This window comes from Euzebya rosea (genome assembly GCF_003073135.1).
GTDB lineage: Bacteria > Actinomycetota > Nitriliruptoria > Euzebyales > Euzebyaceae > Euzebya > Euzebya rosea.
Map to the genome: position 1 here is coordinate 145,607 of NZ_PGDQ01000008.1, position 23,795 is coordinate 169,401.

The 23,795-nt window shown below is 71.8% G+C and carries 27 protein-coding genes; 13 read left to right on the plus strand and 14 right to left on the minus strand.

Annotation, left to right across the window (positions count from 1 at the left end; genetic code table 11):
- Positions 1-5 precede the first annotated feature (5 nt).
- The 6 genes from CUC05_RS12865 to CUC05_RS12890 all read right to left on the minus strand — a co-directional run bounded on the left by CUC05_RS12865 (position 6) and on the right by CUC05_RS12890 (position 5,603).
- A complete protein-coding gene (locus CUC05_RS12865) occupies positions 6-959 on the minus strand; it encodes a carbohydrate ABC transporter permease (protein WP_108666512.1) in 954 nt (317 codons plus the stop codon).
- Positions 959-2,434, minus strand: a complete 1,476-nt coding sequence (locus CUC05_RS12870) for an extracellular solute-binding protein (RefSeq protein WP_108666513.1) — start codon at positions 2,432-2,434, stop codon at positions 959-961. Before CUC05_RS12870 ends, CUC05_RS12865 begins: the two co-directional genes overlap by 1 nt.
- Positions 2,435-2,472: 38 nt before the next feature.
- On the minus strand, positions 2,473-3,417 hold the full coding sequence (locus tag CUC05_RS12875; protein ID WP_108666514.1) for an alpha/beta hydrolase: 945 nt from the start codon (positions 3,415-3,417) through the stop codon (positions 2,473-2,475).
- 25 nt (positions 3,418-3,442) lie between these two features.
- Positions 3,443-4,228: an SDR family oxidoreductase gene (locus tag CUC05_RS12880; RefSeq protein WP_108666515.1), complete on the minus strand. Its 786-nt coding sequence runs from the start codon at positions 4,226-4,228 to the stop codon at positions 3,443-3,445.
- On the minus strand, positions 4,221-4,799 hold the full coding sequence (locus CUC05_RS12885) for a DJ-1/PfpI family protein (RefSeq protein ID WP_108666516.1): 579 nt from the start codon (positions 4,797-4,799) through the stop codon (positions 4,221-4,223). The genes CUC05_RS12880 and CUC05_RS12885 overlap by 8 nt, the downstream gene beginning before the upstream one ends.
- Positions 4,800-4,922: 123 nt before the next feature.
- A complete protein-coding gene (locus tag CUC05_RS12890; RefSeq protein WP_170128002.1) occupies positions 4,923-5,603 on the minus strand; it encodes a GntR family transcriptional regulator in 681 nt (226 codons plus the stop codon).
- A gap of 183 nt (positions 5,604-5,786) precedes the next feature.
- On the opposite strand from CUC05_RS12890, the gene CUC05_RS12895 reads away from it, so the two are divergent.
- A complete protein-coding gene (locus CUC05_RS12895) occupies positions 5,787-7,160 on the plus strand; it encodes an aldehyde dehydrogenase family protein (protein ID WP_205712311.1) in 1,374 nt (457 codons plus the stop codon).
- 126 nt (positions 7,161-7,286) lie between these two features.
- Here CUC05_RS12895 and CUC05_RS12900 read toward each other — a convergent pair whose 3' ends face one another.
- The 7 genes from CUC05_RS12900 to CUC05_RS12930 form a co-directional block, all read right to left on the minus strand.
- Complete coding sequence (locus CUC05_RS12900) at positions 7,287-8,222, minus strand: type II secretion system F family protein (protein ID WP_108666518.1); 936 nt, start codon at positions 8,220-8,222, stop codon at positions 7,287-7,289.
- Between the two features lie 22 nt (positions 8,223-8,244).
- Positions 8,245-9,120, minus strand: a complete 876-nt coding sequence (locus CUC05_RS12905; protein WP_108666519.1) for a type II secretion system F family protein — start codon at positions 9,118-9,120, stop codon at positions 8,245-8,247.
- Positions 9,121-9,246: 126 nt separating this feature from the next.
- Positions 9,247-11,517 (minus strand): hypothetical protein, encoded by a 2,271-nt coding sequence (locus tag CUC05_RS12910; protein WP_170128003.1) that lies wholly within the window; start codon positions 11,515-11,517, stop codon positions 9,247-9,249.
- A gap of 105 nt (positions 11,518-11,622) precedes the next feature.
- Positions 11,623-12,168: an RDD family protein gene (locus CUC05_RS12915; RefSeq protein ID WP_157965514.1), complete on the minus strand. Its 546-nt coding sequence runs from the start codon at positions 12,166-12,168 to the stop codon at positions 11,623-11,625.
- 225 nt (positions 12,169-12,393) lie between these two features.
- On the minus strand, positions 12,394-13,752 hold the full coding sequence (locus tag CUC05_RS12920) for a TadA family conjugal transfer-associated ATPase (protein WP_108666522.1): 1,359 nt from the start codon (positions 13,750-13,752) through the stop codon (positions 12,394-12,396).
- Positions 13,749-14,915: a nucleotide-binding protein gene (locus CUC05_RS12925; RefSeq protein ID WP_108666523.1), complete on the minus strand. Its 1,167-nt coding sequence runs from the start codon at positions 14,913-14,915 to the stop codon at positions 13,749-13,751. Before CUC05_RS12925 ends, CUC05_RS12920 begins: the two co-directional genes overlap by 4 nt.
- Positions 14,912-15,571, minus strand: coding sequence for an RcpC/CpaB family pilus assembly protein (locus CUC05_RS12930; RefSeq protein WP_108666524.1), 660 nt, complete (start codon positions 15,569-15,571; stop codon positions 14,912-14,914). The genes CUC05_RS12925 and CUC05_RS12930 overlap by 4 nt, the downstream gene beginning before the upstream one ends.
- A gap of 183 nt (positions 15,572-15,754) precedes the next feature.
- On the opposite strand from CUC05_RS12930, the gene CUC05_RS12935 reads away from it, so the two are divergent.
- Positions 15,755-15,991: a helix-turn-helix domain-containing protein gene (locus tag CUC05_RS12935; protein ID WP_108666525.1), complete on the plus strand. Its 237-nt coding sequence runs from the start codon at positions 15,755-15,757 to the stop codon at positions 15,989-15,991.
- Positions 15,992-16,046: 55 nt separating this feature from the next.
- On the opposite strand, the gene CUC05_RS12940 is transcribed toward CUC05_RS12935, so the two are convergent.
- A complete protein-coding gene (locus CUC05_RS12940) occupies positions 16,047-16,589 on the minus strand; it encodes a hypothetical protein (RefSeq protein WP_108666526.1) in 543 nt (180 codons plus the stop codon).
- A 65-nt stretch (positions 16,590-16,654) separates the two neighbouring features.
- On the opposite strand from CUC05_RS12940, the gene CUC05_RS12945 reads away from it, so the two are divergent.
- From CUC05_RS12945 to CUC05_RS12995, 11 genes are all read left to right on the plus strand, one after another.
- Positions 16,655-17,452: a class I SAM-dependent methyltransferase gene (locus CUC05_RS12945; protein ID WP_108666527.1), complete on the plus strand. Its 798-nt coding sequence runs from the start codon at positions 16,655-16,657 to the stop codon at positions 17,450-17,452.
- Positions 17,449-17,847, plus strand: a complete 399-nt coding sequence (locus CUC05_RS12950) for a hypothetical protein (protein ID WP_108666528.1) — start codon at positions 17,449-17,451, stop codon at positions 17,845-17,847. Before CUC05_RS12945 ends, CUC05_RS12950 begins: the two co-directional genes overlap by 4 nt.
- 91 nt (positions 17,848-17,938) lie before the next feature.
- Entirely contained in the window at positions 17,939-18,508 is a 570-nt protein-coding gene (locus CUC05_RS12955) for an LOG family protein (protein ID WP_108666529.1), read from the plus strand.
- Positions 18,505-19,203, plus strand: a complete 699-nt coding sequence (locus CUC05_RS12960; protein WP_157965515.1) for a type 1 glutamine amidotransferase — start codon at positions 18,505-18,507, stop codon at positions 19,201-19,203. The genes CUC05_RS12955 and CUC05_RS12960 overlap by 4 nt, the downstream gene beginning before the upstream one ends.
- A gap of 113 nt (positions 19,204-19,316) precedes the next feature.
- On the plus strand, positions 19,317-19,775 hold the full coding sequence (locus tag CUC05_RS12965) for a single-stranded DNA-binding protein (protein WP_157965516.1): 459 nt from the start codon (positions 19,317-19,319) through the stop codon (positions 19,773-19,775).
- A 146-nt stretch (positions 19,776-19,921) separates the two neighbouring features.
- Positions 19,922-20,224, plus strand: a complete 303-nt coding sequence (gene rpsF, locus CUC05_RS12970) for a 30S ribosomal protein S6 (RefSeq protein ID WP_108666532.1) — start codon at positions 19,922-19,924, stop codon at positions 20,222-20,224.
- 97 nt (positions 20,225-20,321) lie between these two features.
- On the plus strand, positions 20,322-20,777 hold the full coding sequence (ssb, locus tag CUC05_RS12975) for a single-stranded DNA-binding protein (protein ID WP_205712312.1): 456 nt from the start codon (positions 20,322-20,324) through the stop codon (positions 20,775-20,777).
- A gap of 192 nt (positions 20,778-20,969) precedes the next feature.
- Positions 20,970-21,605: an arsenate reductase ArsC gene (locus CUC05_RS25345; RefSeq protein WP_240606255.1), complete on the plus strand. Its 636-nt coding sequence runs from the start codon at positions 20,970-20,972 to the stop codon at positions 21,603-21,605.
- 77 nt (positions 21,606-21,682) lie between these two features.
- Positions 21,683-22,135 carry an arsenate reductase ArsC gene (locus tag CUC05_RS12985; RefSeq protein ID WP_108666534.1) on the plus strand — a complete coding sequence of 151 codons (453 nt, stop codon included), beginning with the start codon at positions 21,683-21,685 and terminating at the stop codon, positions 22,133-22,135.
- Positions 22,132-22,842, plus strand: a complete 711-nt coding sequence (locus tag CUC05_RS12990; protein ID WP_108666535.1) for an arsenate reductase/protein-tyrosine-phosphatase family protein — start codon at positions 22,132-22,134, stop codon at positions 22,840-22,842. The genes CUC05_RS12985 and CUC05_RS12990 overlap by 4 nt, the downstream gene beginning before the upstream one ends.
- A complete protein-coding gene (locus CUC05_RS12995; RefSeq protein ID WP_108666536.1) occupies positions 22,839-23,591 on the plus strand; it encodes an aquaporin in 753 nt (250 codons plus the stop codon). The genes CUC05_RS12990 and CUC05_RS12995 overlap by 4 nt, the downstream gene beginning before the upstream one ends.
- The last annotated feature ends 204 nt before the right edge of the window (positions 23,592-23,795 follow it).

Sequence of the window (23,795 nt, forward strand, 5' to 3'; positions counted from 1 at the left end):
CACGCTCACTTCGACTGCAGCCTCTCGAGGTACTTGATGAAGAAGACGGCCATGACGTTGACGACGACGAGCATCAGGACCCCGTACGCCGAGGCCAGCCCGGTCTGGAAGTTGCGGATCGCCAGCTTGTAGATGTGGAAGCTGAGGGTCTCCGTGGTGCCGCCGGGACCGCCGCCCGTGACGATCAGGACGATGTCGAACAGCCGGAACGCGTCGATGACGCGGAAGAGGATCGCGATCAGGAGGATCGGCCACACGATCGGCAGGGTGATGCTCTTGAACTTGAACCAGTCGCTCGCCTGGTCGATGTCGGCTGCCTCGTACAGATAGGCGGGCACGGCGTTGAGGCCTGCCAGCGCGATCACCATGATGAACGGGGTCCATTGCCAGGTGTCGACGAAGATCAACGACACCAGCGCAACACCTTGCTGGCTGAGCCACTGCGGCCCGTCGACGCCGATCAGGGAGAGCGTGCCGTTGACCACCCCGAAGCTGGAGTCCAGCATCAGGCGCCAGAACGCCCCGACGATGACCGGTGACAGCATCATCGGGATGAGGAACAGCACGGTGAGGAAGCCCCCGCCGCGCTTCTGGCGATGGACGAGGTAGGCCAGGCCGAACCCGAGGACCGTCTGCAGGCCGACCGCGCCGATGACGAACAGCACGGTCGTGAGCGCCTTGGCCCGGACCTGGTCGCTGGTGAGCAGCCGGCCGTAGTTCTCCAGGCCCACGCCGTTGACGGCCTGGTTCCCGCTGGCGGAGAAGTCGGTGAACGACAGGACGAGGACGTACAGCAGCGGGAAGATGAACAACCCGAACAGCAGCAGCAGCGTCGGGGCCACCGACAGCCTGGCCAGCCAGCGGTCGGGCAGCCATCGCCAGCGCGCCGCCGCCGGTGGCGGAGCGAAGATCGGCGTCCGCCCTGCCACGTCTTCGGTCGGCGGCGCGCTGGCAGTCATCAGATACCGCCGTCCAGGATCGTCTGTTCCTGCTCGGCCAGGGAGTCGAGGGCCTCCGCCGGTCCCTGCGTCCCCGTGATCGCGGCGTTCGCCTGGGTGGAGTGGACGTCGATCATCTGGAAGAACTCGGGGATGGCCCAGAAGTCCTTCAGGCTGTCCACGGAGTCGGTGAACGCCTGGTTCCACGGTCGCGCGCTCAGGAAGGCCTCGGAGTTGAGGGCGTCGGTCCGGGCGGGAACACCGCCGGCCTCGGCCCACATCTGCTGGACCTCCGCGCTCTGGAACCACTCCATGAACGCCAGCGCCTCCGCCTGGTTGGGCGAGTAGGCCGACACGTGCATGCCCATGCCACCCATCGGGGAGACATCCGCGGCGCCGTCCGGCAGCTCGGCGAACCCGAGCTTCTCGAGGATCTCCTCCTCGGTGTCGCCGAGGGTGGAGTTGGCCGGGTCCTGCATGCCCTCGAGGCCCGCGACCCAGTTCATGCCCATGCAGGCCTGTCCCTGGTTGATCGCGGCGTTGACCTCGCCGATGAACGCCGTCCCGACGCCGTCGGGTGCGAGCGGGACCATCTCGTTGACGAGCTGGTCGATGGCGGCGAGGCCGACCTCGTCGTTGATGATGCCCTCGACCTGTCCCTCGCCGTCCCAGATCTCACCGCCGTTCACCCAGATGACCTGGTTCAGCGTGATCCCTGCGGTGTCGTAGTCAGGCGCGCCGTGGAAGGCCAGGCCGGCCATGTCGGGGTTGTCCGCCTGACACTGCGCGGCGACCTCGAGCATCTCCTCCCAGCTGCCGGGCGGCTGCTCGCCGACGAGGTCCTTCCGGTAGACGAGCACCCAGGTATCGGCGAGCAGGGGCAGCCCGTAGACGTCCCCGTCTGGGTCGAACTGTCCGTCCGGTGCGACCGGGTACTGCGAGTACGCGGCCAGGAGGTTCGACGGGTAGGCGTCGAGGTCGATGTTGTCGTTGGCGAACTCCGTCAGGGTGGCGATGTGGTTCCCGGTCACGGCCTCGCCGATGAACTGGCTGTCGAGGATGGGGATGTCGAAGCTGGTCTCGCCGGCGGCGAACTGGGTGAAGATCGCGTCGTGCCACTGGCCGAACGGCACCGTCTCGACCTCGAAGCTGATGTTCGGATCCACCTCGGCGTAGTGGGTGTTGGCGAACTCCTCCAGCGCCTGGGCTGGTGCCCATTCGAACCACACCATGCGCAGGGTGACCTCCTCGTCGGAGGAGGCATCCTCCTGGCCGGGGTCCTCCTGATCGGTACCGTCCTGATCAGCACCGTCCTGATCGGCACCGTCGCCGTCGTCCTGGCCGGCGTCGGCCTGGCCGGTTTCGCTGTCCGACGCGGGAGGGTCAGCGCCCTCCCCGGCGGATCCGTCACCGCAGGCAACGGCCAGCAGCGCAAGGGTCAGGGCCATCACCAGCAGGCGGTGCAGGCGGAAGCGGGCGTGGGGGGTTGCGATCATCTGTCGGCTCCTGGATCGGGGTCGTGTCTGGCTCGGGTTCAGCTGGCGAGCAGGTCGGTCAGGGCAGCGAGGTCGGCGGTGATGGCCTGCACGGCAGGCGGTACGGCGTCCATCAGGGCGTAGGCGTGCACCAGGCCGTCGTGGCGGCGATGGACGGTGGGCACTCCGGCGTCGAGCAGGCGGTGGGCGTAGGCATCGCCCTCGTCGCGGAGCGGGTCATGGCCTGCGGTCGTCACGACGGCGGGCGGCAGGCCGGTGAGGTCCTCGGCGGCCAGCGGGGAGGCGTCGGGATCGTCGGCCGGGGCACCGTAGTGGCCGATGAACCAGGCCATCGTGGCCGCCGTCAGGCCCTTGCCCGTCGCCATCTCGACGTAGGAGGCGTGCGACATGGTCAGGTCGGTCACGGGGTAGAGCAGCAGCTGCCCGGCCAGCGACGGACCTCCGGCGTCCCGAGCTCGCCGCGCGATGACCGCGGCCATCGCGCCACCGGCGCTGTCCCCGGCGACCACCAGCGCATCGGGGTCCCCGCCGAGTTCGCCGACGTGTGCGGCCACCCAGCGGGTCGCCGCCTCACCATCCTCGATCGCCGCTGGGAAGGGGTGTTCAGGCGCCAGGGAGTAGTCCACGGCCACGACCACCGCCGGAAGTGCCGCCGAGATCCGGCGGCACAGCGCCTCGTGGGTGTCGAGATCGCCGATGACCCAGCCACCGCCACGGAAGAACACCACCGTCGCCACGGCAGGGCGTGCCGCTGGCTCGGGGCGGTGGATGCGCAGCACGACGGTCCGATCGCCGACCTCGATCGCCCGGTCGGCGACGCTGCCGGGGGGAGGGGGGCGGTGGTCGGCCCCGCGCCGGGCAGCCGCGACCGCCGTGAACTGGGCACGGGCGTCGGCCGGTGTCAGCTCTTCGTAGGGGCGCAGGCCCATCGCGGCGCTGTCTGCCAGGTGGGCGGCGACCGCGGGGTGGAGGTTCGTCGACATGATCGTGGGATGGCCGCGCGGGCGATCAGACGTCGCGGCCGCCGTCGACCTCGAGGCCGTGGCCGGTGACGAGCGACGACTCGTCGGAGGCCAGGTACACCGCGGCCCACGCGATGTCGTCGGGGGTGGACATGCGACCCAGCGGGATGGTGCCCACGACCGCGGCACGGCGGTCGTTGTCCATCTCCTCCTCACCGGTGAAGACCTTCAGCATGCCGGTCTCGCCCATGACGGGATTGATGGCGTTGACCCGGATCCGGTCCGGTGCCAGCTCCAGCGCGAGGGTCTTGGTCAGGTTGAGGGTGAAGGCCTTGGAGGCGTTGTAGAGGTTCAGCAGCGGCCTCGGGCGCACCGCGGCGGTCGATGCCGTGTTGATGATGACGCCACCTCCCTGCGCCTTCATGACCGGCACGACGGCCCGACATCCCGCGAAGACGCCGTACATGTTCACGGCAACGAGCTGATCGAAGAGCTCGTCGGTGGCGTCCTCGATCCTCGTCGGGGCCTGGGCGATGCCCGCGTTGTTCACCATGACGTCCACGCGGCCCCATCGATCCACGGCGAGACCCACCGCGCGCCTGACGTCGGCGTCGGCCGTGACGTCGGTGGCGGCGGCGATGGCGTCGTGCCCCGCCTCCCGCAGGTCCTTGGCAACCACCTCGACGTTCTCGCCGTCGAGATCGGCAAGGAGCACACGGGCACCCTCGGCGCAGAAGCGTCGGGCGATGCCCTCGCCGAAGCCCGCGGCGGCGCCCGTGACGACCGCGACCTTGCCCGCCAGTCGACCCCCTGGAGCGGCCCCGTCAGCCACGGGACGCCTCGGATTCCAGGTGGGCCTCCAGGACGGCCATGAAGGCCCGCGACCACTCGGGGAGGTCCGGCCAGCCGGTGCAGGACACGATCTTGCCGTCCACGACGTCCTTGCCCGCGCGATAGATCGCCCCGGAGTTGACGATGTCGCTCTCCAGCGGCGGGTACCCGGAGGTGGTCCGTCCCGAGAGCAGGCCGAACGCCTGCGGCACCTGCGTGCCGTGGCAGATCAGGCCGATCGGCTTGTCCTCGTCGAAGAAGTGTCGGGTGATGCGCTCGCAGTCGGGGTCCAGGCGAATCCACTCCGGCGCACGCCCACCGGGGATGACGATGGCGGCGTAGTCCTCGGGCCGGACGTCGGCGAAGGTGACGTCCACGGGCAGGTGTCGCCCCGGCCGCTCGGTGTAGGCGTCCCACCCGTCCTCGAAGTCGTGGACGACCAGCTTGATGAGCTTCGACGTGGGAGAGGCAACCACCGCGTCGTATCCGGCCTCCCGCAGCCGGAAGATCGGGTACATCGCGTCGAGGTCCTCTGCGGCGTCCCCAGCGAGGATCAGCACCTTGGCGGGCATGGCTCGGCTCCTTGAATCGACAATCGTTGACTTGCAGATTGTTGACAATCTAGGAGCAGACTTTGTCGTTGCGCAAGACAAATTATCGAGAATCCGACCACCCGCGCTCGGACACCCCGTGTCTCAGAGCTCGGGGAACAGCACCCCGTCGTCCCCCAGCTGCAGCACGACCGCTCGCCGCATGTGCCCGTGCACCAGGGCCAGCGCGGCGGCTTCGTCGCCGGACCGGATGGCCTCCACGAGGTCCTGGTGCTGGGGGACGATTTCCGCGGGCACCGGATAGGCGGGCTTCAACCGCATGAGGCACATCCGCGTCTCGACGAGCAGCGTCGCGAACATGCGTGCGAGGCGCTTGCTGCCCGAGGCTGCCACCAGCGCTTCGTGGAAGCGCAGGTCGACCCTCGCGATCCGCTTCCAGTCGCCGTCCCGGGCCGCCGCGGCCAGGTCCTCCGCCGCAGCCTCGAGCTCCTGCAGTCCCCGCCCGCCGCCGGCCATGATCAGCCTGACCGCGGCGGCCTCGGTGACCGCACGACAGCGGTACACGTCGAGCACGTCCTCCGGCTCGAGGGTCGCCACGAACACGCCGCGCCCACGGTGCGACACGAGCACGCCCTGGGCCACCAGGCGCTGGAGGGCTTCCCGGATCGGGCCGCGGCTGACCCCCAGCCGCTCCGCGAGTCGCGCCTCGGTGAGCTTGGACCCGGCAGGGATGCTGCCGTCCATGATCCCCTCCAGGATGCGGTCGGCGATGAGCGCGTTGGTCGGGGCTGCCGCGAGCGGCTGGAGGTTGTCGAAAGCGGTCACGGGGCGTACTCCCATTCGCACGCACCTCCGACGGGACATCACCGAGGCACGGTCTTTAGTAGATTGTTGACAATCGTACAGGCGCTCTGGTTGTGTGGGAACTCGCCACCCTATCGCCTCGCCGAAAGCGTCCCTGTGAACACCGTGCCCACGTCCGCGCCCGTCGGGGATGACCCAGTCGTCGTGCGCAACCCCTTCGACGGCAGCGTCCTCGGCCGTGTGCCCCGTCACGGTCCAGAGGACGTGGACCGTGCCTGCACCGCCGCCCAGCAGATGCTCGAGGCCAACCTGCGAGGCGACATCTTCCCCCAGCACGCACGCGCGTCGACCCTGGATCGTGCGGCGGTGCTGCTGGACGCGCAGTCCGATGCGTTCGCACGGCTGATCAGCGGCGAGGCAGGGAAGCCGATCACCGCCGCCAGGGGGGAGGTGGCACGCTGCATCGACACACTGCGCTTCTCCGCGGCCGAGGCGCGTTCGCTGGTCGGGGAGATGGTCCCGATGGAGGCGTCCGAACCGGGGGCCGGTCGCCTGGGGTTCGCGCTGCGTGTCCCGCTCGGCGTCGTCGCCGCCATCACCCCGTTCAACTTCCCGCTCAACCTCGTGGCGCACAAGGTCGCCCCAGCCGTCGCGGCCGGCTGCCCCGTCGTGCTGAAGCCAGCCCCCCAGACCCCACTGACCTCCTTGCGCTTCGTGGCGCTCCTCGAGGAGGCCGGCATGCCGGCCGGCTGGGTGCAGACGCTGACCGATGGCGGCCGAGAGGCCGGCGAGCCGTTGGTCACCCACCCTGTGCCGCGCATGGTCACGTTCACCGGCAGCGTCGGGGTGGGCTGGGCCATCGCGGCTGCTGCCCCGAGGAAGCGGGTTGCGCTCGAGCTCGGCTCCAACGCCCCGGTCATCGTGACGGCCGATGCCGACGTCGGCCTGGTCGCCGGGAAGGTACGTGCCGGTGGCTTCGCCTACGCCGGCCAGAGCTGCATCTCCGTCCAGCGGGTCCTCGTCGACCGGACGATCCACGCAGACCTCCGCGATGCCCTCACCCGCGAGGTGGGGCAGATCGTCGTCGGGGATCCAGCGCTCGAGGCCACCGAGGTCGGGCCGATGATCTCCGATCGCGAGACCCAGCGCCTGCAGGGGTGGATCGACGACGCGGCGGCGGCCGGTGCGACCGTGCTCGTCGGCGGGAAGGTCGACGACGGCATCATGCTGCCCACCGTCATCGACGACCCGCCGGCCGATGCGGATCTCTGCCGGAGGGAGGCCTTCGGGCCGGTGGTCGTCATCATCCCGTTCGACACCCTCGACGAGGCGTTCGCCATCGCCAACGACACCGACTTCGGGCTGCACGCGTCGGTCTTCACCGATGACCTCGGCGTCGCGATGAGGGCCGTCCGCGAGCTGGACTTCGGCGGGGTCGTCGTCAATGACGTCCCGACGGTCCGGGTCGACCAGCAGCCCTACGGCGGGGTACGTGACGCCGGCAACACCCGTGAGGGGCCTGCGCACACCGTGCGCGAGATGACCGAGCTCCGTTTCGTGTCCCTGCCCTTCGCCTGAGCCGCGCGGCATCGTTCGTCGGCGACGCTCCTCCGTGGACCTCCCGCTGGCGCGATCGGTGATCTCGTGCGACAGGTCGTGCGTCGATTCGACGCGGCGTCGACACAGGACCCCCTGTTCGTCTCGTCAGCCGCCGAGCAGCGAGGGCAGGGGCGCGGCGACGAAGAGGAGCATCAACGGGGCGAGCAGGCCGATGATCGGCAGCAGCAGGGTCGCCCGCCGCCTGGTCGCCTCGCGTCGCAGGCGGGTCAGGTGGTGTTCGCGGCCCTCGCGAGCGAGGCGAAGCAGCTCGGGCGCCACGTCCAGCCCGTAACGCATCCCACCGGCGAGCAGCCGGTACAGGCGAGCCGCCTCGGGTTCGGGTGTGGTCGACGCCAGCGTCTCGAGCGCGTCCTCCAGCGGCCTGCCGGCACGGTGCTGGGAGAGCGCATCCCCGAGGTCGTCGGCGACCAGTCCGTGACAGCGATCTGCGGTTGCCACGAGCGCGGTGGTGATCGAACCGCCGGCGCGCGCCCGCATCGCCAGCAGCTGGGCGACGGGGGGCAGCTCGGCGCGCATCCGTTCACGACGACGGGTGATGGCACGGTCGACCGCACCGCTGGGCCGCGCGACCCCGGCAACCAGTCCCACCACACCGAGGGCGACCGTCCCCACCCCCGACAGGCCCACCGCGGTGCCGGCTGCGGTGGCGGCGACGATCCCGATGACACCAGCCAGCACCTGGCGGACCCGGTGCTCGCCGACCAGCCGCTGCTCCGGCACGGCGTAGACCTTGGCCTGCACCAGCCTTCGATGCAGCGCGTCGTCGGCGTCCCCACGCAACAGCAGGAGCTCGACCGCACGCTCCAGCAGCCCGCCGAGTCCGGCCCGCCCCGGCGCCACCTCACCCGAGGCGATTCGGACCGAGCGGGCATCGACGGGCCGGCCGAGCGCGCTCAGCGACGACAGGGCGTACGGGCGGACGCGTCCGGCCAGCCGGCGCTTCGGCCGCAGGACCGTCCAGATCACCGAGGCCACGAAGGCGCCGGTGGCCGTGGCGGCCAGCAGGTCCACGCCGGTCATGCCGTCACCGGTCGGAGGGAGCTCACTCGGCCGCCTGCGGGCGCAGCACCCGCGGTTCGTCGGGAATCCGCGACAGCCGGCTGACCAGGGCCACGCCGATCAGCGACACGACCGCGCCGAGGCCGATCACGATCGCCCCGCCGGGTCCCGAGTAGAACTCGGCGAACGGGCCGGGCCGTGCGGTCAACACGACCAGCACGACCCACGGGAGGGCGAAGACCAGGCGGGCGTTCAGCTTGCCCTCCAGGGACAGGGTGTCGATCTCCTCGCCGGCCTGGACCTCCGCGCCGATGCTGTGGGCCAGGTCGGCCACGACGTCGGTGACGATGCGGCCACCCTCGGCGTGGGCCAGGCACAGCACCTCCACGACCCGGTCGGTCACCGGGTCGCCGACGGTGTCGGCCACCGCCTGGAGTGCGGGGACCAGCCCGACGGTCTGGATGCGCGCGGCGAGACCGGCCATCGGACCGCGCAGGGCAACCGGTCCGTCCAGCGACACGTCCACCACGGCATGGCTCAGCGGCCGCCCGCTGCGGACGCTGCCGCCGATCATCGCCAGCGCGTCGGGCCAGGCCTCGCGAACCGACCGAACGCGCGTCAGCGCACGGCGGCGCAGCAGCGCCTGTGGTGCGGCCAGCACGAGCGCCCCGGGGACCAGTGCCATTGCCGGGATCCCGGTCATCGCCCAGACGAGGGCGGCGACCAGCACGGCACCCACGACCGTGACCGCGCGAACCTGCAGGGGCGTCCACGTCACCCCGGCCTGCTGCAGCTGGACCACCAACGCCGAAGGCCCGCGCGGTCGCGGAGTGCGCCTGAGTGCCGGCAGCCCGCCGGAGCACATCGCGACCAGCAGGGCCACGAAGACCCCCGTGGACAGCGCGGCCACCACGGTCATCGGCCAACCCGACGGGCAGGGGTCCGCGACGCGATGGCGTGGACGTCGGCGGTGTGATGCACGAGGTCTGGTCTACGGGTGTCGAGGGGCCCAGCGGCAGGCCCAACGCGGGGGACGCCCGGCGACTCAGTCCTTCCTGGTGGAGTACACGGGCGTGCCGTCGAGGTAGAAGACGACCTCCAGGTCCTCTCCGGCGGCAGGCGCCGGCGCCTGGGACTCCTCGGCGGTCGGCTGGGAACCGGCCTCCACGGATGTCGCCATGGCGGGCACCTCGTCCGCCATCTCCACCTCGTCCGCCATCTCCACCTCGTCCGCCATCTCCACCTCGTCCGCCATCTCCACCTCGTCCGCCATCTCCACCTCGTTGGGCTCAACCGCGCCGTCCACGTCCGGGGCTGCGTCCGCCAACGGCCCGGCCTGGGCGGCGAGGACGTCGACGGTCACCGTCGGCGCCCAGCGTCGGTCGATTGCGCGGCCGCTGGCCCACGTCGTGACGAGGCGGAACACCGCCACCGCAACGCCGACGACCACCAGGCTCTCCAGCCGACCGGCGGACATGGCCGTCCATTCCACGACCCGGTCCCGGACGCCGGCGGGGATCCAGCCGACCGGCAGGGCGACCGGGATCGGCGGACCGAACAGGCCATAGGCGAGGAAGGCGCTGTACCCCAGCACGCGGGCGTACCAGTTGAACACGCCGTAGCCGCGACGCAGCGCCTGCCCCTCCTCGCCCGCATCCCGGTGGCCCGCCCGCAACGTCCAGTCCGCCGGCAGCAGCATGGCCACGACCGTGGTCACGAAGTCGTGCCGGTTGGCCCAGTAGCTGGTGTGGTCGCCCAGGATCGACTGGCGGTTCACGACGCCGCGGGAGGAGAACGCCCCCGCCGGGGCGCCGGCAGGGGTCCGGAGCGCCCCGCCGGGCACGGGGTCCGACGTCGCCCACAGGTCGGTCCACGTGCGCAGCGTCGAGGGCCAGGAGAGGTGGACACGCAGGCCGTGGGACCGTGCGGTGTTGGCCCGCTGCTCGGCGGTGGTCGCCGCGGCACCCGTCAGCCCGGGGGCCAACGCCACGGCCGGCGTCCGTGCATGACGCCACAGCTGGATGGCACCGACGAACATGGCGACGCCGACGAGGCCGACCAGGGCCACCGCCGACCGGTCGACGTCCATGGCCATCGCCCCGATGAGCTGCCACCAGCCGGCCACCACTGCCGCCAGCCCGGCCAGCAGCCAGCCGAGTCCGGCGTGCAGCCACGGACGCACGCTGGAGGCCAGCCGGTCCACGTCGTCGGACGGGGCCCCGCCGAGAGCCCGCCCCATGCGGCGGATCAGCGGTCGGACGGACTCCAGCGACCACAGCCACCGTCCGAGCAGCACCAACAGGGCTGTCGCCGTCAGCGGGACGAGGCCGAGCAGGACGACCTCGGCCGCCTCGGGCAGGCCGTCGACCGCGTCACGACGGATCACCCACCACCCGGCCACTCCGGTGACCGCCGACATCAGGTAGGGGATCGTGACGAACCAGGCGTCGCGCAGCGGGACGCGGATCCGCTCGACCTTGGTCAGCCCCTGACCGAACGTGACCAGGTCGACCGGCCGGGACGGCGGCGTCCCCTCCGTCAACGCGTAGTACGTGACCGCCGCACCCTGGGAGTGGGCAAGGACGGTGATGGGCGCGTCGGGGCCGACGTCGTGGATGGCGGCGCCGATGGCCTGCTTGACCCGGTCCACGACGTAGGCCCGCTGCATGTCGTTGGTGGTGATGTAGGCGGTGTCGCCAACGGAGGTGGCGACCACCTTCTGCAACGCCTTGGCCGGGCCCCTGAGGACCGGGACGAGCGCGACCAGGCCCAGCACCCAGACGGCAGCGACGGCCAGCAGCCCTGCAGCCGCGCCGAAGGTCAGGGCCAGCAGCATGACCGGGAGGAGGACGACGGTCGCAACGGCCCGCATGACCCCCCGCAGCCGTGTCGCCCAGCCGTCGTCGGCGAGGTCGGCCAAACTCTGCTCCGGCCAGACCATGACCAGGCTGAGGAGGTGGTGGCTGATGACCTTCGGGAGGATCGACGCCGACCAGCGGACCAGCGTGGTGAACGACGGCGGTCTGATGACATCGGCCCAGAAGGCCTCGTACAGCCGCACCCTCGTCGTGACCGTGTCGATGCCTGCCGGGTGGCCGAGCACCACGTCGGCCCACGCCGGTCCGTCATCGTCGGTATGCACCCGGTCGATCTGGGCCCGCAGTCCCTCGGTGTCCTCGACCCAGCCGAGGATGGCCTGCACCCAGCCGCTGAGGACGGTGCCGCGCTGCTGGCTGCCGATGCCGTGCACGAGCACGACGGCACGGTCCGGCACGGACTCCCCGCCGGCTGGTGCGGTCCGGTCCTCCTGGGCCATGGCCATCCCTCTCCCTCCGACGCCGTCGAGGACGTCGGGGGGAGCGTACTCCTGTGCTGTGTCAGCCGGCCGGCAGCGGCGTCGCGCCCCGCACGGGGCCGACGGCTACACGTCGACGACGACGCTGTTGGACACCTTGGCGGCGACGGACTGGTTCTGCTTGTCCCACAGCGGCATGAACGACAGCACGCCGAGGGTCAGGGTGCTGGCGAGGCCGCCCACGAAGCCGCCGACGATGCCGCGCATGCCGACGTAGCTCCCCCACGACAGCGGCGCTCCGGTGCGAGCATCGACGACCTGCATGCCCATCAGCTTCTTGCCGGGGGTCTGCCCTGCGGATGCGGTGATGCATGCCCACACCAGCCAGCCGATGCTGAGGGTGACGATCATCAGGATGCCGTCGAGGAGGGCGGCCAGGATGAGCCTGCCGACCGAGGACAGGGAACGGGGCCCCGCGGCGTACCCGTCCACCGGCAGGTGGGAGGCCACGGGGACGCCCACCGGGGCACCGACGGAGTGCTGCACCGGTGCAGACGCAGGTGGCTGTGTGCCGGTGGCCGGGAGCAGGTCGGCGCCGATCACGGCCGTGGCGGCGGGGTCGAACGTGGGCGGGGTGGCCTGGGACGGTCCCGTGGGGTCTGGAGTGGTCATCGAGCACGTGCTTTCGGTTGGGCGACGTCGCGCTGGTGATGACACGCGCGAACGTCGGCGAGGTGGGTGCGGGTGGATCCTGGGCATCGGCAGCATCGGCGATCCGTCCTGCAGCGACACCGCGGACCCAGCCTCAACCCCCGCCCCCTGCTCCTGACACGGCGTGCGCCGCGACTCCCGACATGCGCATACAACGCGTTCCGGAGCGGCCCGTCAACGGCGTCTTCAGCCGACCCCGGCCAGCGGATCCGGGTCGAACGATGCCGGCCGTGGGCGAGGGACGGTGGCGCCCGCGGTGCGGTCCCCGGTGGCGGTGATCCCCGGTGGCTGGTCGACCGCGGAGAGCACGTCGCGCAGGGTCCGACCCGCTGGCAGCAAGCGCGCCAACCGCTCGAGCGTCGGGGGGACCAGGCCGGTCCACTGCAGCGGAGTGCCGGGGCCGGCGGGGCGAGTGAAGATCGGCTCGGTGGCGAAGGTCTCGGCGACGGCCGGCATGACCGCGACGATCTCGCGCACCTCCCGCCGGGGACCGCCCCCGTCACCCCGGTCGTGCAGGTCGGCGTGCACCACCAGGTCGATGGCGGAGGAGAAGACCTTGCGGACCAGCGACTCGGGCACGTTCTCCCCAGCCATGATCGCGGCGTTGGTGATGGCCTCCAGCGCGTCACGCCCCGAGTTGGCGTGGACGGTGCATGCGAAGCCGCAGCCGGCGTTGACCGCCCTCGTCAGCTCGAAGGCCTCCGCCCCTCTGACCTCACCCACGACGAGCAGCTCGCAGCGCATGCCGAGGCAGAACTTCAGCAGGTCCCGAAGGGTGATCGCCGCGTCGCCGGAGGCCGAGGGTGGCCGCGTCTCGTAGTACGAGCCGTGGGTCAGCGGCACCGTCAGCTCGCGGATCTCCTCGCACACCCGCACGCAGCGTTCCGACGGGACTGCCCCCAGCAGCGCGGTCAGCAACGAGGTCTTGCCGGCACCCGGCTGGCCGGAGACGAGGACGCTGGACCAGCCCTGCATGCACAGGGTCAGCAGATCGGCGGCCGGCTGGGACAACGACCCCGTGCCGACGAGGTCGCCCAGGCTGTGACGCCGGCGGGTGTGCCGGCGGATCGTCGCCGACAGCCCCTCGGCCACCGGCGGCACCGCAACCGACAGCCGTGCCGCACCGTCCAGCACGCGGGCCTGCACCATCGGGTTGCGGGTGTCCAGGCTGCGGCTGGTCGGGACCAGCAGCCGGTCGATGACGGCGCGGTTCTCCTCCTCCGTCGTGGGGACGTCCAGCCCGTGCAGCCGGCCGGTGCGATCCATCCAGGTGACCCGCGGCCCCTCGACGAAGATCTCCTCCACGTCCGGGGCGGCGAGGATGTGGGTCAGCGGCCCGTAGGCGGTGACGGACTCGACCAGCCGGGTGGCCATCTGCCCGACGTCGCGCAGCCTGGCCTCGGTGCCGATCTCGGCGTCGCGCTGATACTCCGCGACCAGCCGGGCGACGATGGTGCGGACCCGGTCGGGCTGGTCGGCCGGGTCGATGCGGTCGCTGTCCAGGCGGTCCAGGAGCTGCCGTCGCAGCCGGTCGTAGGTGGTCACGTCGACGCCCAGCCGCAGCCCGCGACGACTCTGGCCACCGCCGTGCAGAAGCGGCCCCGGTCGGCCCGTTCGCCCTGCCAGGCCGCCCGGGCGACGCGACGGTCCTCGGGCACCGTGTGCACCACGTCGACGGCCAGGCCGCGTCGGAGCTCGGCGATGGCTTCCTCGATGGCCCAACGATCCTTGCCCACCCGGTTCAGCACGACGTGGACGCGCTGCCGATCCTGCGGTGTCCCGTGGTGCACCCGGCTGAACAGCTCGATCGTGCGGGCGATGGCGATGGGCGTCGGGGCGGTGACCAGCACCAGGTCGGTGCACGCCCGCGCCGTGCCCAGCGCGTGCCCGAACCGCGGCCCGCCCGCCCCCTCCACCACCTCGGGGCAGTGTCCCAGATCCATGACCAGGCGCGACCGTTGGCGCTGGAGGTCCGCCGTCAGCTCGGCCACGGCGCCGCGTGGGACGTGGGTCCAGTCCTGCCCGGTGGTCATGCCGGGGAGGGCCTGGAGCGGGTGTCGTCGGGACAGCCGATGCAGCCCGAGGGTGACGTCGGCACGTCGGCGGGTTGCGTCGATCGCACCCAGCAGGTTGGGCTGGAGTGCGAGTGCGAGCCGTTGGGCGTGGCACGGCCCGAGCTCGTCGAGGTCCATCAACACCGTGTGCCGTCCGGTCGTGCCCAGCACGGCGGCGATCTCGATGGCGATCTCGGTGACCCCGACGCCGCCCGTCGGACCGGTCACCCCGATCGTCATCGCGTCGCGGCGCACGGGCGTGGCGATCGGTGTTGCGGGTGCCTCGGGATCGGCGATCCGGCGGTTGCCCGCCAGCCCGCGGATGGCGCCGACCAGCTCGTCGGGGTCGGCCTCGGCGCTGACCAGCGCGTCGACGCCGGCGTCGACCAGGTCGCCCTTGCCCTGCGGATCGTCGGGGTCGAACACGCCGAGCACCGCCCGGCCGGCCTCGTGCACCGCCGCGACCAGCGCCGGGGTCAGGAACGAGGTGATGTCGTCGACGACCAGGACGTCGCACTGCTCCCGGCGGGCGTCGGGGTCGGTCAGCACGGTCGCCCGCACCACGATCCCGCCGTGGTCGGCGGCGTGGGCGTGCAGGGTCGATGCCCACGCCCGCGGGGTCGCCGCGAGCACCACGAACGGGTCCTCGATCACCCGCCTGCCCCACCCGCGGTCCGGACCATGTCCAGCTCGGACCGTCGCATCGCCGTGGACAACGCGATGGCGTCGTCCTCGTCGACCGACAGCACCACCGCGAGGGTGCTGGTGGACGCGAAGCCGTCCCCGCCGGTGGCGACGTCGAGCACCTCCGCGTCGTCGACGATCACCACCACGTCCTCGTCGACCTCGGCGAGGACGTCGACGACGTCGCCCGGCGCGATCGCCCCGGCGACCGCCCGGCTGGCGTCGATCGGCACGCTCATCGCCGCCCTCGAGTGGTCGGCCGCCGGGCGCAGGTCACCCTCGCGCAGCAGGTCGCCCTCGGCGAGCCGGGTGGAGGTGACGGTGCCCGACAGCCCGGCCCCCATCCGCTCCGGCGTGATCAGGTGCAGCCCCGCGGGGTCGTCCACGGCCAGCGTGACGACGGTCGTGGCCAGCTGGCCCACGGGGGTGCCCGGCGGGGTGTCGGTGGCGACCGCGAGCACCTCGACCCCGTCAGTGCCGCCGCCCAGGGCGACGAGGTTGGCGACCGCGGCGATCAGCCCGGCGACGACCATCAGCGCCCAACCCCGATGCACCCGCGGGCCGGATGAGGGGGGCCGGCCCGCGGGTGCGGGTGTCGATGTGGTCCGGTCGATCTGCTGGGTCACGGCGATGGGTCGTTCCTCGGCCGGGAGCGGCCGTCGACGGCGACGCTACGGCCGGTCGGGGACCCAGCGGCAGGCCCAGACGCACCGTCCGTTCGGCCTCCGCTCGGATGTGGAGAACTCCCGTTGGTCCACCCCGTCACCGCTAGACTCGCCCCGAACACCCCCGACTTCGAGGAGGCCAGCATGGCCGACCACAAAGGGCTGGACGAGTTCCCGGACATCCTCACCGCCGCCCACGTCGCGGAGATGCTGGGCATGAACCTGGACTACGTCCGCAAGATGTCGCGGCAGGGCAAGATCCCGGCGCACAAGATGCCGGGCGGACGTGCGTTCAGGTACTTCAAGGACGAGGTCGTGGAGTGGCTGCGGGGCCTGCCCGCCCACGAGACCGAGGTCGAGGAGCAGGCCTCCTCCAGCTGACCGGCGTTGCCGGCATCCGACCGGCACGGCGGCCTCGGCACGCGTTCCGCTTCGGTCAGGCCAGCCAGGCGAGCGCGACACGGGAGAGCGGCACGACCCGCTGCCCCTGGCGGCTGTCCAGCAGCACGTGGTCGGCAGCCACCGCCATGACAGTCCCGTCGACCTGCACCCCGTCGTCGAGCACCAGCACGACCGAGGCGGCGGCGACCTCGTGCTCGGTCAGGCGTGCCACGAACGTGCGCGGGCCCGGGCCGGGAGGCACCCCACCGCGGTCGGCGGAACGGACCAGCCGCAGCAGGGGGCTGGCCGCCACCGCCACGTCGACCCGGCCACGCAGGTCCGTCTGCAGCACGATCAGGTCCGTGCCGGTGTGGATGACCGTCCCGACCAGCGTCACGCCGCCGACGGCGACCTCGACGGTGTCGCCGTGCACCATCCAGGCCCGCGCGACGTCGACGATCCGCCGGGCACGCCAGGCGGCCTGCATCGCCATGGCCTCGTACTCCGCCTGCTCGGCCCGGATCTCCGCGTCCAGCTCGGCGGCCATGCGGCCGAGCTCGAGGTCCAGCTCCGGCGGCAGCGCGTCGTCGTTGCTCATCGCCCGCCACTCTGGCACGAGCCGGGCGGTTCTGGCACGAGACGGGCGGTGGCAGGATCGGACCCATGAGCGACCCCTCCGATGGACCCGCCGCCCGGTCCTGGCGCGCGCAGCTGGAGGCGTGGGCGATCCCCGAGCCCATCCTGCGCGCCGCACCCGCGAACCCCTACGCCTTCCCACCGGGGACGATCACGACGCCGACCGTCGATCCGCTGACGACCCCGACGGGCCTGCGCGTGCTGGAACGGCTCGCACCGGGTGAGTCACTGCTGGACGTGGGCTGCGGGGCTGGGAGGATCTCCGGGGCGTTCACCGACACCTTCCGTGTCGTCGGCGTCGAGCCCCGCGATGGGCTGGCCGACACGGCCGCCGAACGCGGGATCGACGTCCACCGAGGCCGCTGGCCGGAGCTGGCGCCCGCGGTGGGAACGGCACCCGTGGTGCTGTCCACCCACGTCCTCTACGACGTGCAGGACGTGGGCCCCTTCCTGCGTGCGCTGCACGACGCCGCCGAACGACGTGTCGTGCTCGAGCTGACCGCCACCCATCCGTGGAGCGACACCTCCCCGCTGTTCAGGCGGTTCCACGACCTCCACCGTCCCGATGGGCCCACGGTGGAGCTGCTCGGGGAGGTCATCGAGGAGGTGCTGGGCGTCACCGCCCTGATGGAGGGCCACACCCGGCCGAGCGGCCGCTACGACGCCCTCGCGGAGCTGGTCGCCCATCAGCGCCAGCGGCTGTGCCTGACCGCCGACCACGATCCAGCCATCGCCGACGCGCTCGCGGAGGTGGTCGTGACCGACGACCACGGGCGGGTGCGGATGCCCGACCAGCCCCTGACCACCCTGTGGTGGGATCGGTGAGCGACGAGCTGGACCGGGCTGCCCTTCGACGGGTCCTCCGCGAGCGATATCCGTTCCTCGCCGAGACCGACCGCGGCCCCCAGTCGGTCGCGGCAGGCGAGTGCGATCGCTGCGGCCACGAGCCACGGATGGTGCAGCCCTGTGGGCCGCCACCCGCCGGCTTGTCCGGGCCTGCCACCCCCGACTGGGCGCTCGGCCGCCGCTGCGCCATCGCCGCCGGAGTGGAGGGCTGGTGCGACGGCCACGCCGAGGAGGCGGCCGAGGCCATCGCATGGGTGCAGGCGCTGCCGCCCGAGGCCGACGACATCGCCAGGTTGTGGTGGATCGCCACCGGTGAGGTGCGGGCCACACCCGACGCGACACGTCGGGCACGGGCGCTGCTCGCCGGCACCTGACGGGCGACCGTCACGCTCCGTCCCGGACCCGGCCGACGGGGCGAGGCCCCGGCGCCCGACGCACCCGGCCCCACGACGTACAGTGCCGCCGATGACCTCCCGCCCCGACCCAACGACCTTCGCCGTCTGTGTGTTCACCGCGTCCTCGGAACGGGTGGCCGACAGCTACCGCGTCCTGGCCCGCGACGTCGGGACCGCCATCGCGAAGGCCGGCTGGAGGCTGGTCTACGGCGGCGGCCAGGTCGGGCTGATGGGTGAGGTCGCTCGGGCGGCGCTGGCCGCCGGCGGTCCGGTCACGGGCATCATCCCGCACTCGCTGAACCGCCGTGAGGTCGCCTTCGACGACATCGACGACCTGGTGCTGTGCGACACCCTCGCCGAACGCAAGCAGCTGATGGACGACCGGACCGACGCCTACGTCGTCCTGCCGGGCGGCATCGGCACCCTCGACGAGCTGGTCGAGGTGCTGACCACCCGCTCGCTGGGGTACCACGACAAGGCCATCGTGCTGGTCGACGTCGACGGGTACTGGGCGCCCCTCCACGCCCTGCTGGACCACATGGTCGACGCCGGCACGCTGCGTCCCGACGTGCGCGACCTGGTCGAGACCGTCACCGACCTCGACGGCATGGTCGAGCGCCTCTTCAAGGAAACCCCGTGACCCGCCTGCTGATCGTCCAGCACCTGCCCCACGAACACGAAGGCGTGCTCGGCGAGGTGCTGGTGACCCGCGACATCGACGTCGTCCGCTGCCGTGCCTGGGCCGAGCCGGTCCCGACGACCCTGGACGGGATGGACGCGCTGGTCGTCCTCGGCGGGGACATGAACACCGACGAGGAGCAGGACTGGCCACACCTCCGCGAGGTCCGCGACCTGCTCCGCGTGGCGCTGGACGAGGCCGTCCCCACGCTGGGCCTGTGCCTCGGTGCGCAGCTGCTGGCCGAAGCCGGCGGTGGGTCGGTGCACCACGGCACGCCCGAGATCGGCTGGATCCCCATCGAGCTGACCGAGGAGGGCCGGGACGACCCGGTCGTCGCCGCCGTCCCCGACGGCACGCCCTTCTTCAACGCCCACGCCGACTTCGTGTCCCTGCCCCCGGGCGCGTCGCTGCTGTCGCGTTCCGCCGACACCGACGTCCACGCCTTCCGGCTGTCCGCGGCGCTCGGACTGCAGCACCACCCCGAGATCGACGCCTCCTTCGTGGCCGGCTACGTCGAGGCGCCCGGCGTGGCCCGCTACCTGGGGGCCAACGGCTGGACGCCCGAGGAGCTCGTGACCGAGGCACGCCGTCGCAACGCGGCACACCGCGCCGCCGGGCAGACCCTCTTCGAGGCATGGGTGGACACGCTGGGCTGAGGCCGACCGGACCGGTTGTCCACAACCCGGCCGAAGAAGTCGGACGGGGTCGGACGCTGCTGCCTACGGTGCGCTCATCGCACCCAACAGCCGTCCAGAAAGGACCCCGTGCCATGACCTCCGTCAACACCATCACCGTGTCGGGCAACCTCACCGCCGACCCCGAGCTGCGCCGCACCAGCGCCGAGGTGCCGTTCGCGCGGATGCGCGTCGCCGTCAGCCGACGCGTGCAGAACACCGAAACCAAGGAGTGGGAGGACCGCCAGGACGGGTTCTTCAACGTGACCGCGTGGCGCGACCTCGGCCAGCACGCCGCCACGGCCCTGCGCAAGGGGGACCGGGTCACCGTCGTCGGCCGGATGATGCGCCGCCCCTACGAGGCCGACCTGGGGGAGGGAAAGACCGAGACGCGCTACACCCACGAGATCGAGGCCGAGGAGCTGGGGCCGTCGTTGCGCTGGCAGGCCTGGACCCGGCTGGAGCCGCGCCCGGTGGCCACCCACCAGGACCCCGACGACGACTCGGGTTCGACGGCCGAGGCCACCCCCGAGCTGGCCGCCCGCGCCGCCTGACCCCCGGTCGGCGCCGACGACCGGACAAGGCCTCGACGAGCCGATCAGCCGGGATCGGTGTACGCTTTCGCGTCCGTCCTGTCCTCCACGCGTGCGAACCGCGCACTCGACGTGAGGGCCGCTACTAGTCCAAAGGATGGTTTGCGATGCGAACCTACGAACTCATGATGATCTCCCGCGGCGACCTCGACGACGTCGCGGTCGACACCAACATCCGCCGGTTCACCGGCCTGATCGGCGAGCAGGGCGGCAAGGTCCTCAACGTCGACCACTGGGGCAAGCGCGAGTTTGCCTACGAGATCAACCACATGAACAGCGGCTACTACACCGTTGTCGACCTCGAGATCGACGGCGACGGCCTGAAGGAGCTCGACCGTCAGCTCGGCAACGCCGAAGAGGTCGTGCGCCACAAGTTCGTGCGCCCCGAGGTCCGCAGCAAGAAGCTCTGACCCGGCTGCTCGGGCCTCGTCGCCCGACCCGGCGCCTGCCGCTGTCGCACCCCTGTGGTACGAATCCTCCAACTTCAGTCCGAGGAGCACACACACTGTGGCGAACGAGCAGAACAACATCACCGTCATCGGCAACCTCACCAAGGATCCCGATCTCCGCTACACGCAGTCCGGCATCGCCGTGGCCAGCCTGAGCGTCGCCGTCAACCGGCGCGTGCGGAACAAGGACACCAACGAGTGGGAGGACAAGCTCGACGGGTACTTCGACGTCAACATCTGGCGTGACCACGCCGAGAACGTCGCCGAGTCGCTGAACAAGGGCGACCGGGTCGTCGTGATCGGTCGGCTGACCAAGAGGTCCTGGGAGGACCGCGACGGCCAGACCCGCTGGTCCACCGAGATCGAGGCCGACGAGGTCTGCCCCAGCCTGCGCTGGGCCAAGACGAGCGTCAGCAAGGTCCGCAGCGGTGGCGGTGGACCCCGCCCGTCCAGCGGAGGAGGCAGCGCGCCGCCCCCGGCCGAACCGCCCACCCCGGACGACGTCCCCTTCTAGTACAGCCACGAGCCAGTACAGCCACGAGCTTCACGAGCCGGCATCACCCGATGCCGGCTCGTGCCGTTGTGTTCGCGTGGCGCTCCTCCTGGCATACATATACACGAGGACTATTTGATCTAATTATTCCTCGTATGTATTGTCGTGGTGTCGCATTCGTGACCCATGACCCCACGGGGAGGAGCCAGACACATGCACGACCCCAGCCCGGAGCAGCAGTACCTGATCGCCAACAGCACCACCCGCCTGCACCGCCGGTTCGCGGGCGTCGCCGGTCCCGAGACCATCGAGCGGCTGCTGCTGGAGTCCCTCGACCAGCTGGCCTCCGCCAGGGTCACGTCGTGGCTGCCCGTCCTTGCGGAGCGCTTCGCCGCCGACCGCCTGCGAGCCCTCGCCAAGCTGGAGCACCTGGTGGCCGGCGACCGACCCCACGTCCTGTTCCTGTGCACCCACAACGCCGGCCGGTCGCAGATGGCTGCAGCATGGACGACCCACCTGTCCGGCGGCGCCGTGGAGGTGTTCTCCGGTGGCTCCGAACCCGCCAGCGAGGTCAACACGGCTGCGGTCGAGGCGATGGCGGAGGTCGGCATCGACATGGCCGCCGCCTACCCGAAGCCCTGGACCGACGAGGTGGTGTGCGCCGCCGCCGTCGTCATCACGATGGGCTGCGGCGACGCCTGCCCCATCTTCCCCGGCAAGCGGTACGAGGACTGGGCCATCACCGACCCCGCCGGCAAGGACCTCGAGGCCGTCCGCCCGATCCGCGACGAGATCAGGGGCCGGGTCGAGGGACTGCTCAGCGAGCTGAAGGTGGCGCTGCCGGCCTGAACTCCGGCGTCATTTGGTTCAACAATTCCTCGCGTATATGATGTCGGCGTCCGCCCACGCCCTGTTCGGAGCACCCCATGACCACCGCCCCCGATCGCCCCACGACCGACCGGCCCGGCACCGATCGACCCCGCGTCCTCTTCCTCTGCGTCCACAACGCCGGCAGGTCACAGATGGCCGCCGCCTGGACGCAGCACCTCGCCGACGGCGCCGTCGACGTGTTCTCCGGCGGGTCCGAGCCCGCCGATGAGGTCAACCCGGCCGCGGTCGAGGCGATGCAGGAGGTCGGCATCGACATCACGGCGGCCCAGCCGACCCGCTGGACCGACGACGAGGTGCTCGCCGCCGACGTCGTGATCACCATGGGCTGCGGCGACACCTGCCCCGTCTTCCCCGGCAAGCGGTACGAGGACTGGGCCATCACCGACCCCGCCGGCAAGGGCGTGGAGTCCGTCCGACCGATCCGCGACGAGATCCGCCAGCGGGTCGAGGCGCTGCTGGCCGACCTGCAGGTGCCGGTGGCCGGATGACCGACGACGTCACGTCCAACGCGACGTTGCCGGACCCCGCCGACGCCGCCCGCGCCGACCGGGCCCGGGTGCACGCGGCCCTGGGCGACCCGGTGCGGCTGGCGATCGTGGAGGCGCTGCTCGACAGCGACCTGGCGCCCGACGAGGTCGCGGCGGCCCTCGGCATGCCGCCCAACGGCCTTGCCCACCACCTGAAGGTGCTGGACCAGACCGGCCTGGTGCAGCGGCAGCGGTCCCACGCCGACGGCCGGCGCCGCTACCTGGTGCTGGACCGCTCGCGGCTCGACGGGCTCATCGGGGCCCGGTCCTGGACCGCGTCCTCGGTCCTGTTCGTGTGCACGGCCAACGCCGCGCGGTCGCAGATGGCCGCCGCGATCTGGCAGTCGGTGTCGACGGTGCCCGCCGCGTCGGCCGGCCACATGCCGGCCGCCGCCGTCCCCGAGGCCACCGTCGCGCTGCTGCGACGTCACGGCCTGCCCGAGCCCGCCGACGCCCCACGCGGCTACGGCGACATCGACACCCCACCGCAGCTCGTCGTGTCGGTCTGCGACCTCGCCCGGGAGGCCGGGCCGCCGTTCGACGCCCCACGCCTGCACTGGTCCATCCCCGACCCGCTGGCCGACGGCCGCCAGGAGGCGTTCGACCACGCCTTCGACGAGCTCCAGCGCCGTGTCAACGACCTCGCACCCAGGGTGAGCGCCGCATGAGCACGCCGACATCCGCCCACACGCCCGACCTGACCGCGGAGATCGCCGACACCGAACGCGACGTCCCCCCTGCGCTCGGCCGGCTCGTGCTGGCCGAGGGCATCGGCACGGCGCTGCTGCTGATCGCCGTCGTCGGCTCGGGGATCATGGCGGCGACACGCAGCCCGCTGGACGAGGGGTTGCAGCTGCTCGAGGCGGCCCTGGCGACCGGGATGGGACTGGCCGCCATCATCATGGCGATCGGCCCGGTCTCCGGCGCCCACCTCAATCCGGCGGTCACCCTCGCCGACCAGCTGCTGCACCCCGACGGCTGGCGGCGACCGGGGGCCTGGACGCGCACCGGCAGCTTCGTCCTCGCCCAGCTGGCCGGCGGCGCGGTCGGCGTGGTGATCGCCAACGCCATGTTCGACCTCGACGCGGTGACGTTCGGGACGACCCGGCGGACGGGTGCCGGCCAGTGGCTCGGCGAGGCCGTCGCGACCTATGGCCTGGTGCTGGTCATCTTCCTGATGGTCCGGGCGCGGGCCAGCGTCCCCGCGATCGCCGTGGCGGTCGGGGCGTTCGTCGCCGGCGCCCATTGGTTCACCTCCTCCACCAGCTTCGCCAACCCCGCCGTCACGTTCTCGCGGATGCTGACCGACACCTTCGCCGGGATCTCCCCGGCCGACGTGCTGCCGTTCGTGTCCGTCCAGCTGCTCGCCGCCCTCGCGGCGGCCGCCACCGTGGCCCTGCTGCGCCCGGCCGACTGACCGACGCGGCCGAGCCGTCCCGGGCTGTGCCCGATCCGTCGGCCGTGCTACCCTCGTTGGCTGATTGCCTCGGTGCCGTTATCGCCGGGCGGTGAGTGGGGCGCATTCGACGCCCGCTCGACCCCGCCCGTCCCGGCTGGGGCCCTTCATCCAAGGCTCCGCCACCTCACCGTTGCGCGGGGCGCGGGGCGCATCCCGCTCTTC

Bases quoted from the DNA above. Each gene is read 5' to 3' on its own strand.
- CUC05_RS12865 (WP_108666512.1), bottom strand. From the start codon at position 959: ATGACTGCCAGCGCGCCGCCGACCGAAGACGTGGCAGGGCGGACGCCG.
- CUC05_RS12870 (WP_108666513.1), bottom strand. From the start codon at position 2,434: ATGATCGCAACCCCCCACGCCCGCTTCCGCCTGCACCGCCTGCTGGTG.
- CUC05_RS12875 (WP_108666514.1), bottom strand. From the start codon at position 3,417: ATGTCGACGAACCTCCACCCCGCGGTCGCCGCCCACCTGGCAGACAGC.
- CUC05_RS12885 (WP_108666516.1), bottom strand. From the start codon at position 4,799: ATGCCCGCCAAGGTGCTGATCCTCGCTGGGGACGCCGCAGAGGACCTC.
- CUC05_RS12900 (WP_108666518.1), bottom strand. From the start codon at position 8,222: ATGACCGGCGTGGACCTGCTGGCCGCCACGGCCACCGGCGCCTTCGTG.
- CUC05_RS12905 (WP_108666519.1), bottom strand. From the start codon at position 9,120: ATGACCGTGGTGGCCGCGCTGTCCACGGGGGTCTTCGTGGCCCTGCTG.
- CUC05_RS12910 (WP_170128003.1), bottom strand. From the start codon at position 11,517: ATGGCCCAGGAGGACCGGACCGCACCAGCCGGCGGGGAGTCCGTGCCG.
- CUC05_RS12915 (WP_157965514.1), bottom strand. From the start codon at position 12,168: ATGACCACTCCAGACCCCACGGGACCGTCCCAGGCCACCCCGCCCACG.
- CUC05_RS12935 (WP_108666525.1), top strand. From the start codon at position 15,755: ATGGCCGACCACAAAGGGCTGGACGAGTTCCCGGACATCCTCACCGCC.
- CUC05_RS12940 (WP_108666526.1), bottom strand. From the start codon at position 16,589: ATGAGCAACGACGACGCGCTGCCGCCGGAGCTGGACCTCGAGCTCGGC.
- CUC05_RS12945 (WP_108666527.1), top strand. From the start codon at position 16,655: ATGAGCGACCCCTCCGATGGACCCGCCGCCCGGTCCTGGCGCGCGCAG.
- CUC05_RS12955 (WP_108666529.1), top strand. From the start codon at position 17,939: ATGACCTCCCGCCCCGACCCAACGACCTTCGCCGTCTGTGTGTTCACC.
- CUC05_RS12965 (WP_157965516.1), top strand. From the start codon at position 19,317: ATGACCTCCGTCAACACCATCACCGTGTCGGGCAACCTCACCGCCGAC.
- rpsF (WP_108666532.1), top strand. From the start codon at position 19,922: ATGCGAACCTACGAACTCATGATGATCTCCCGCGGCGACCTCGACGAC.
- CUC05_RS25345 (WP_240606255.1), top strand. From the start codon at position 20,970: ATGCACGACCCCAGCCCGGAGCAGCAGTACCTGATCGCCAACAGCACC.
- CUC05_RS12985 (WP_108666534.1), top strand. From the start codon at position 21,683: ATGACCACCGCCCCCGATCGCCCCACGACCGACCGGCCCGGCACCGAT.
- CUC05_RS12990 (WP_108666535.1), top strand. From the start codon at position 22,132: ATGACCGACGACGTCACGTCCAACGCGACGTTGCCGGACCCCGCCGAC.
- CUC05_RS12995 (WP_108666536.1), top strand. From the start codon at position 22,839: ATGAGCACGCCGACATCCGCCCACACGCCCGACCTGACCGCGGAGATC.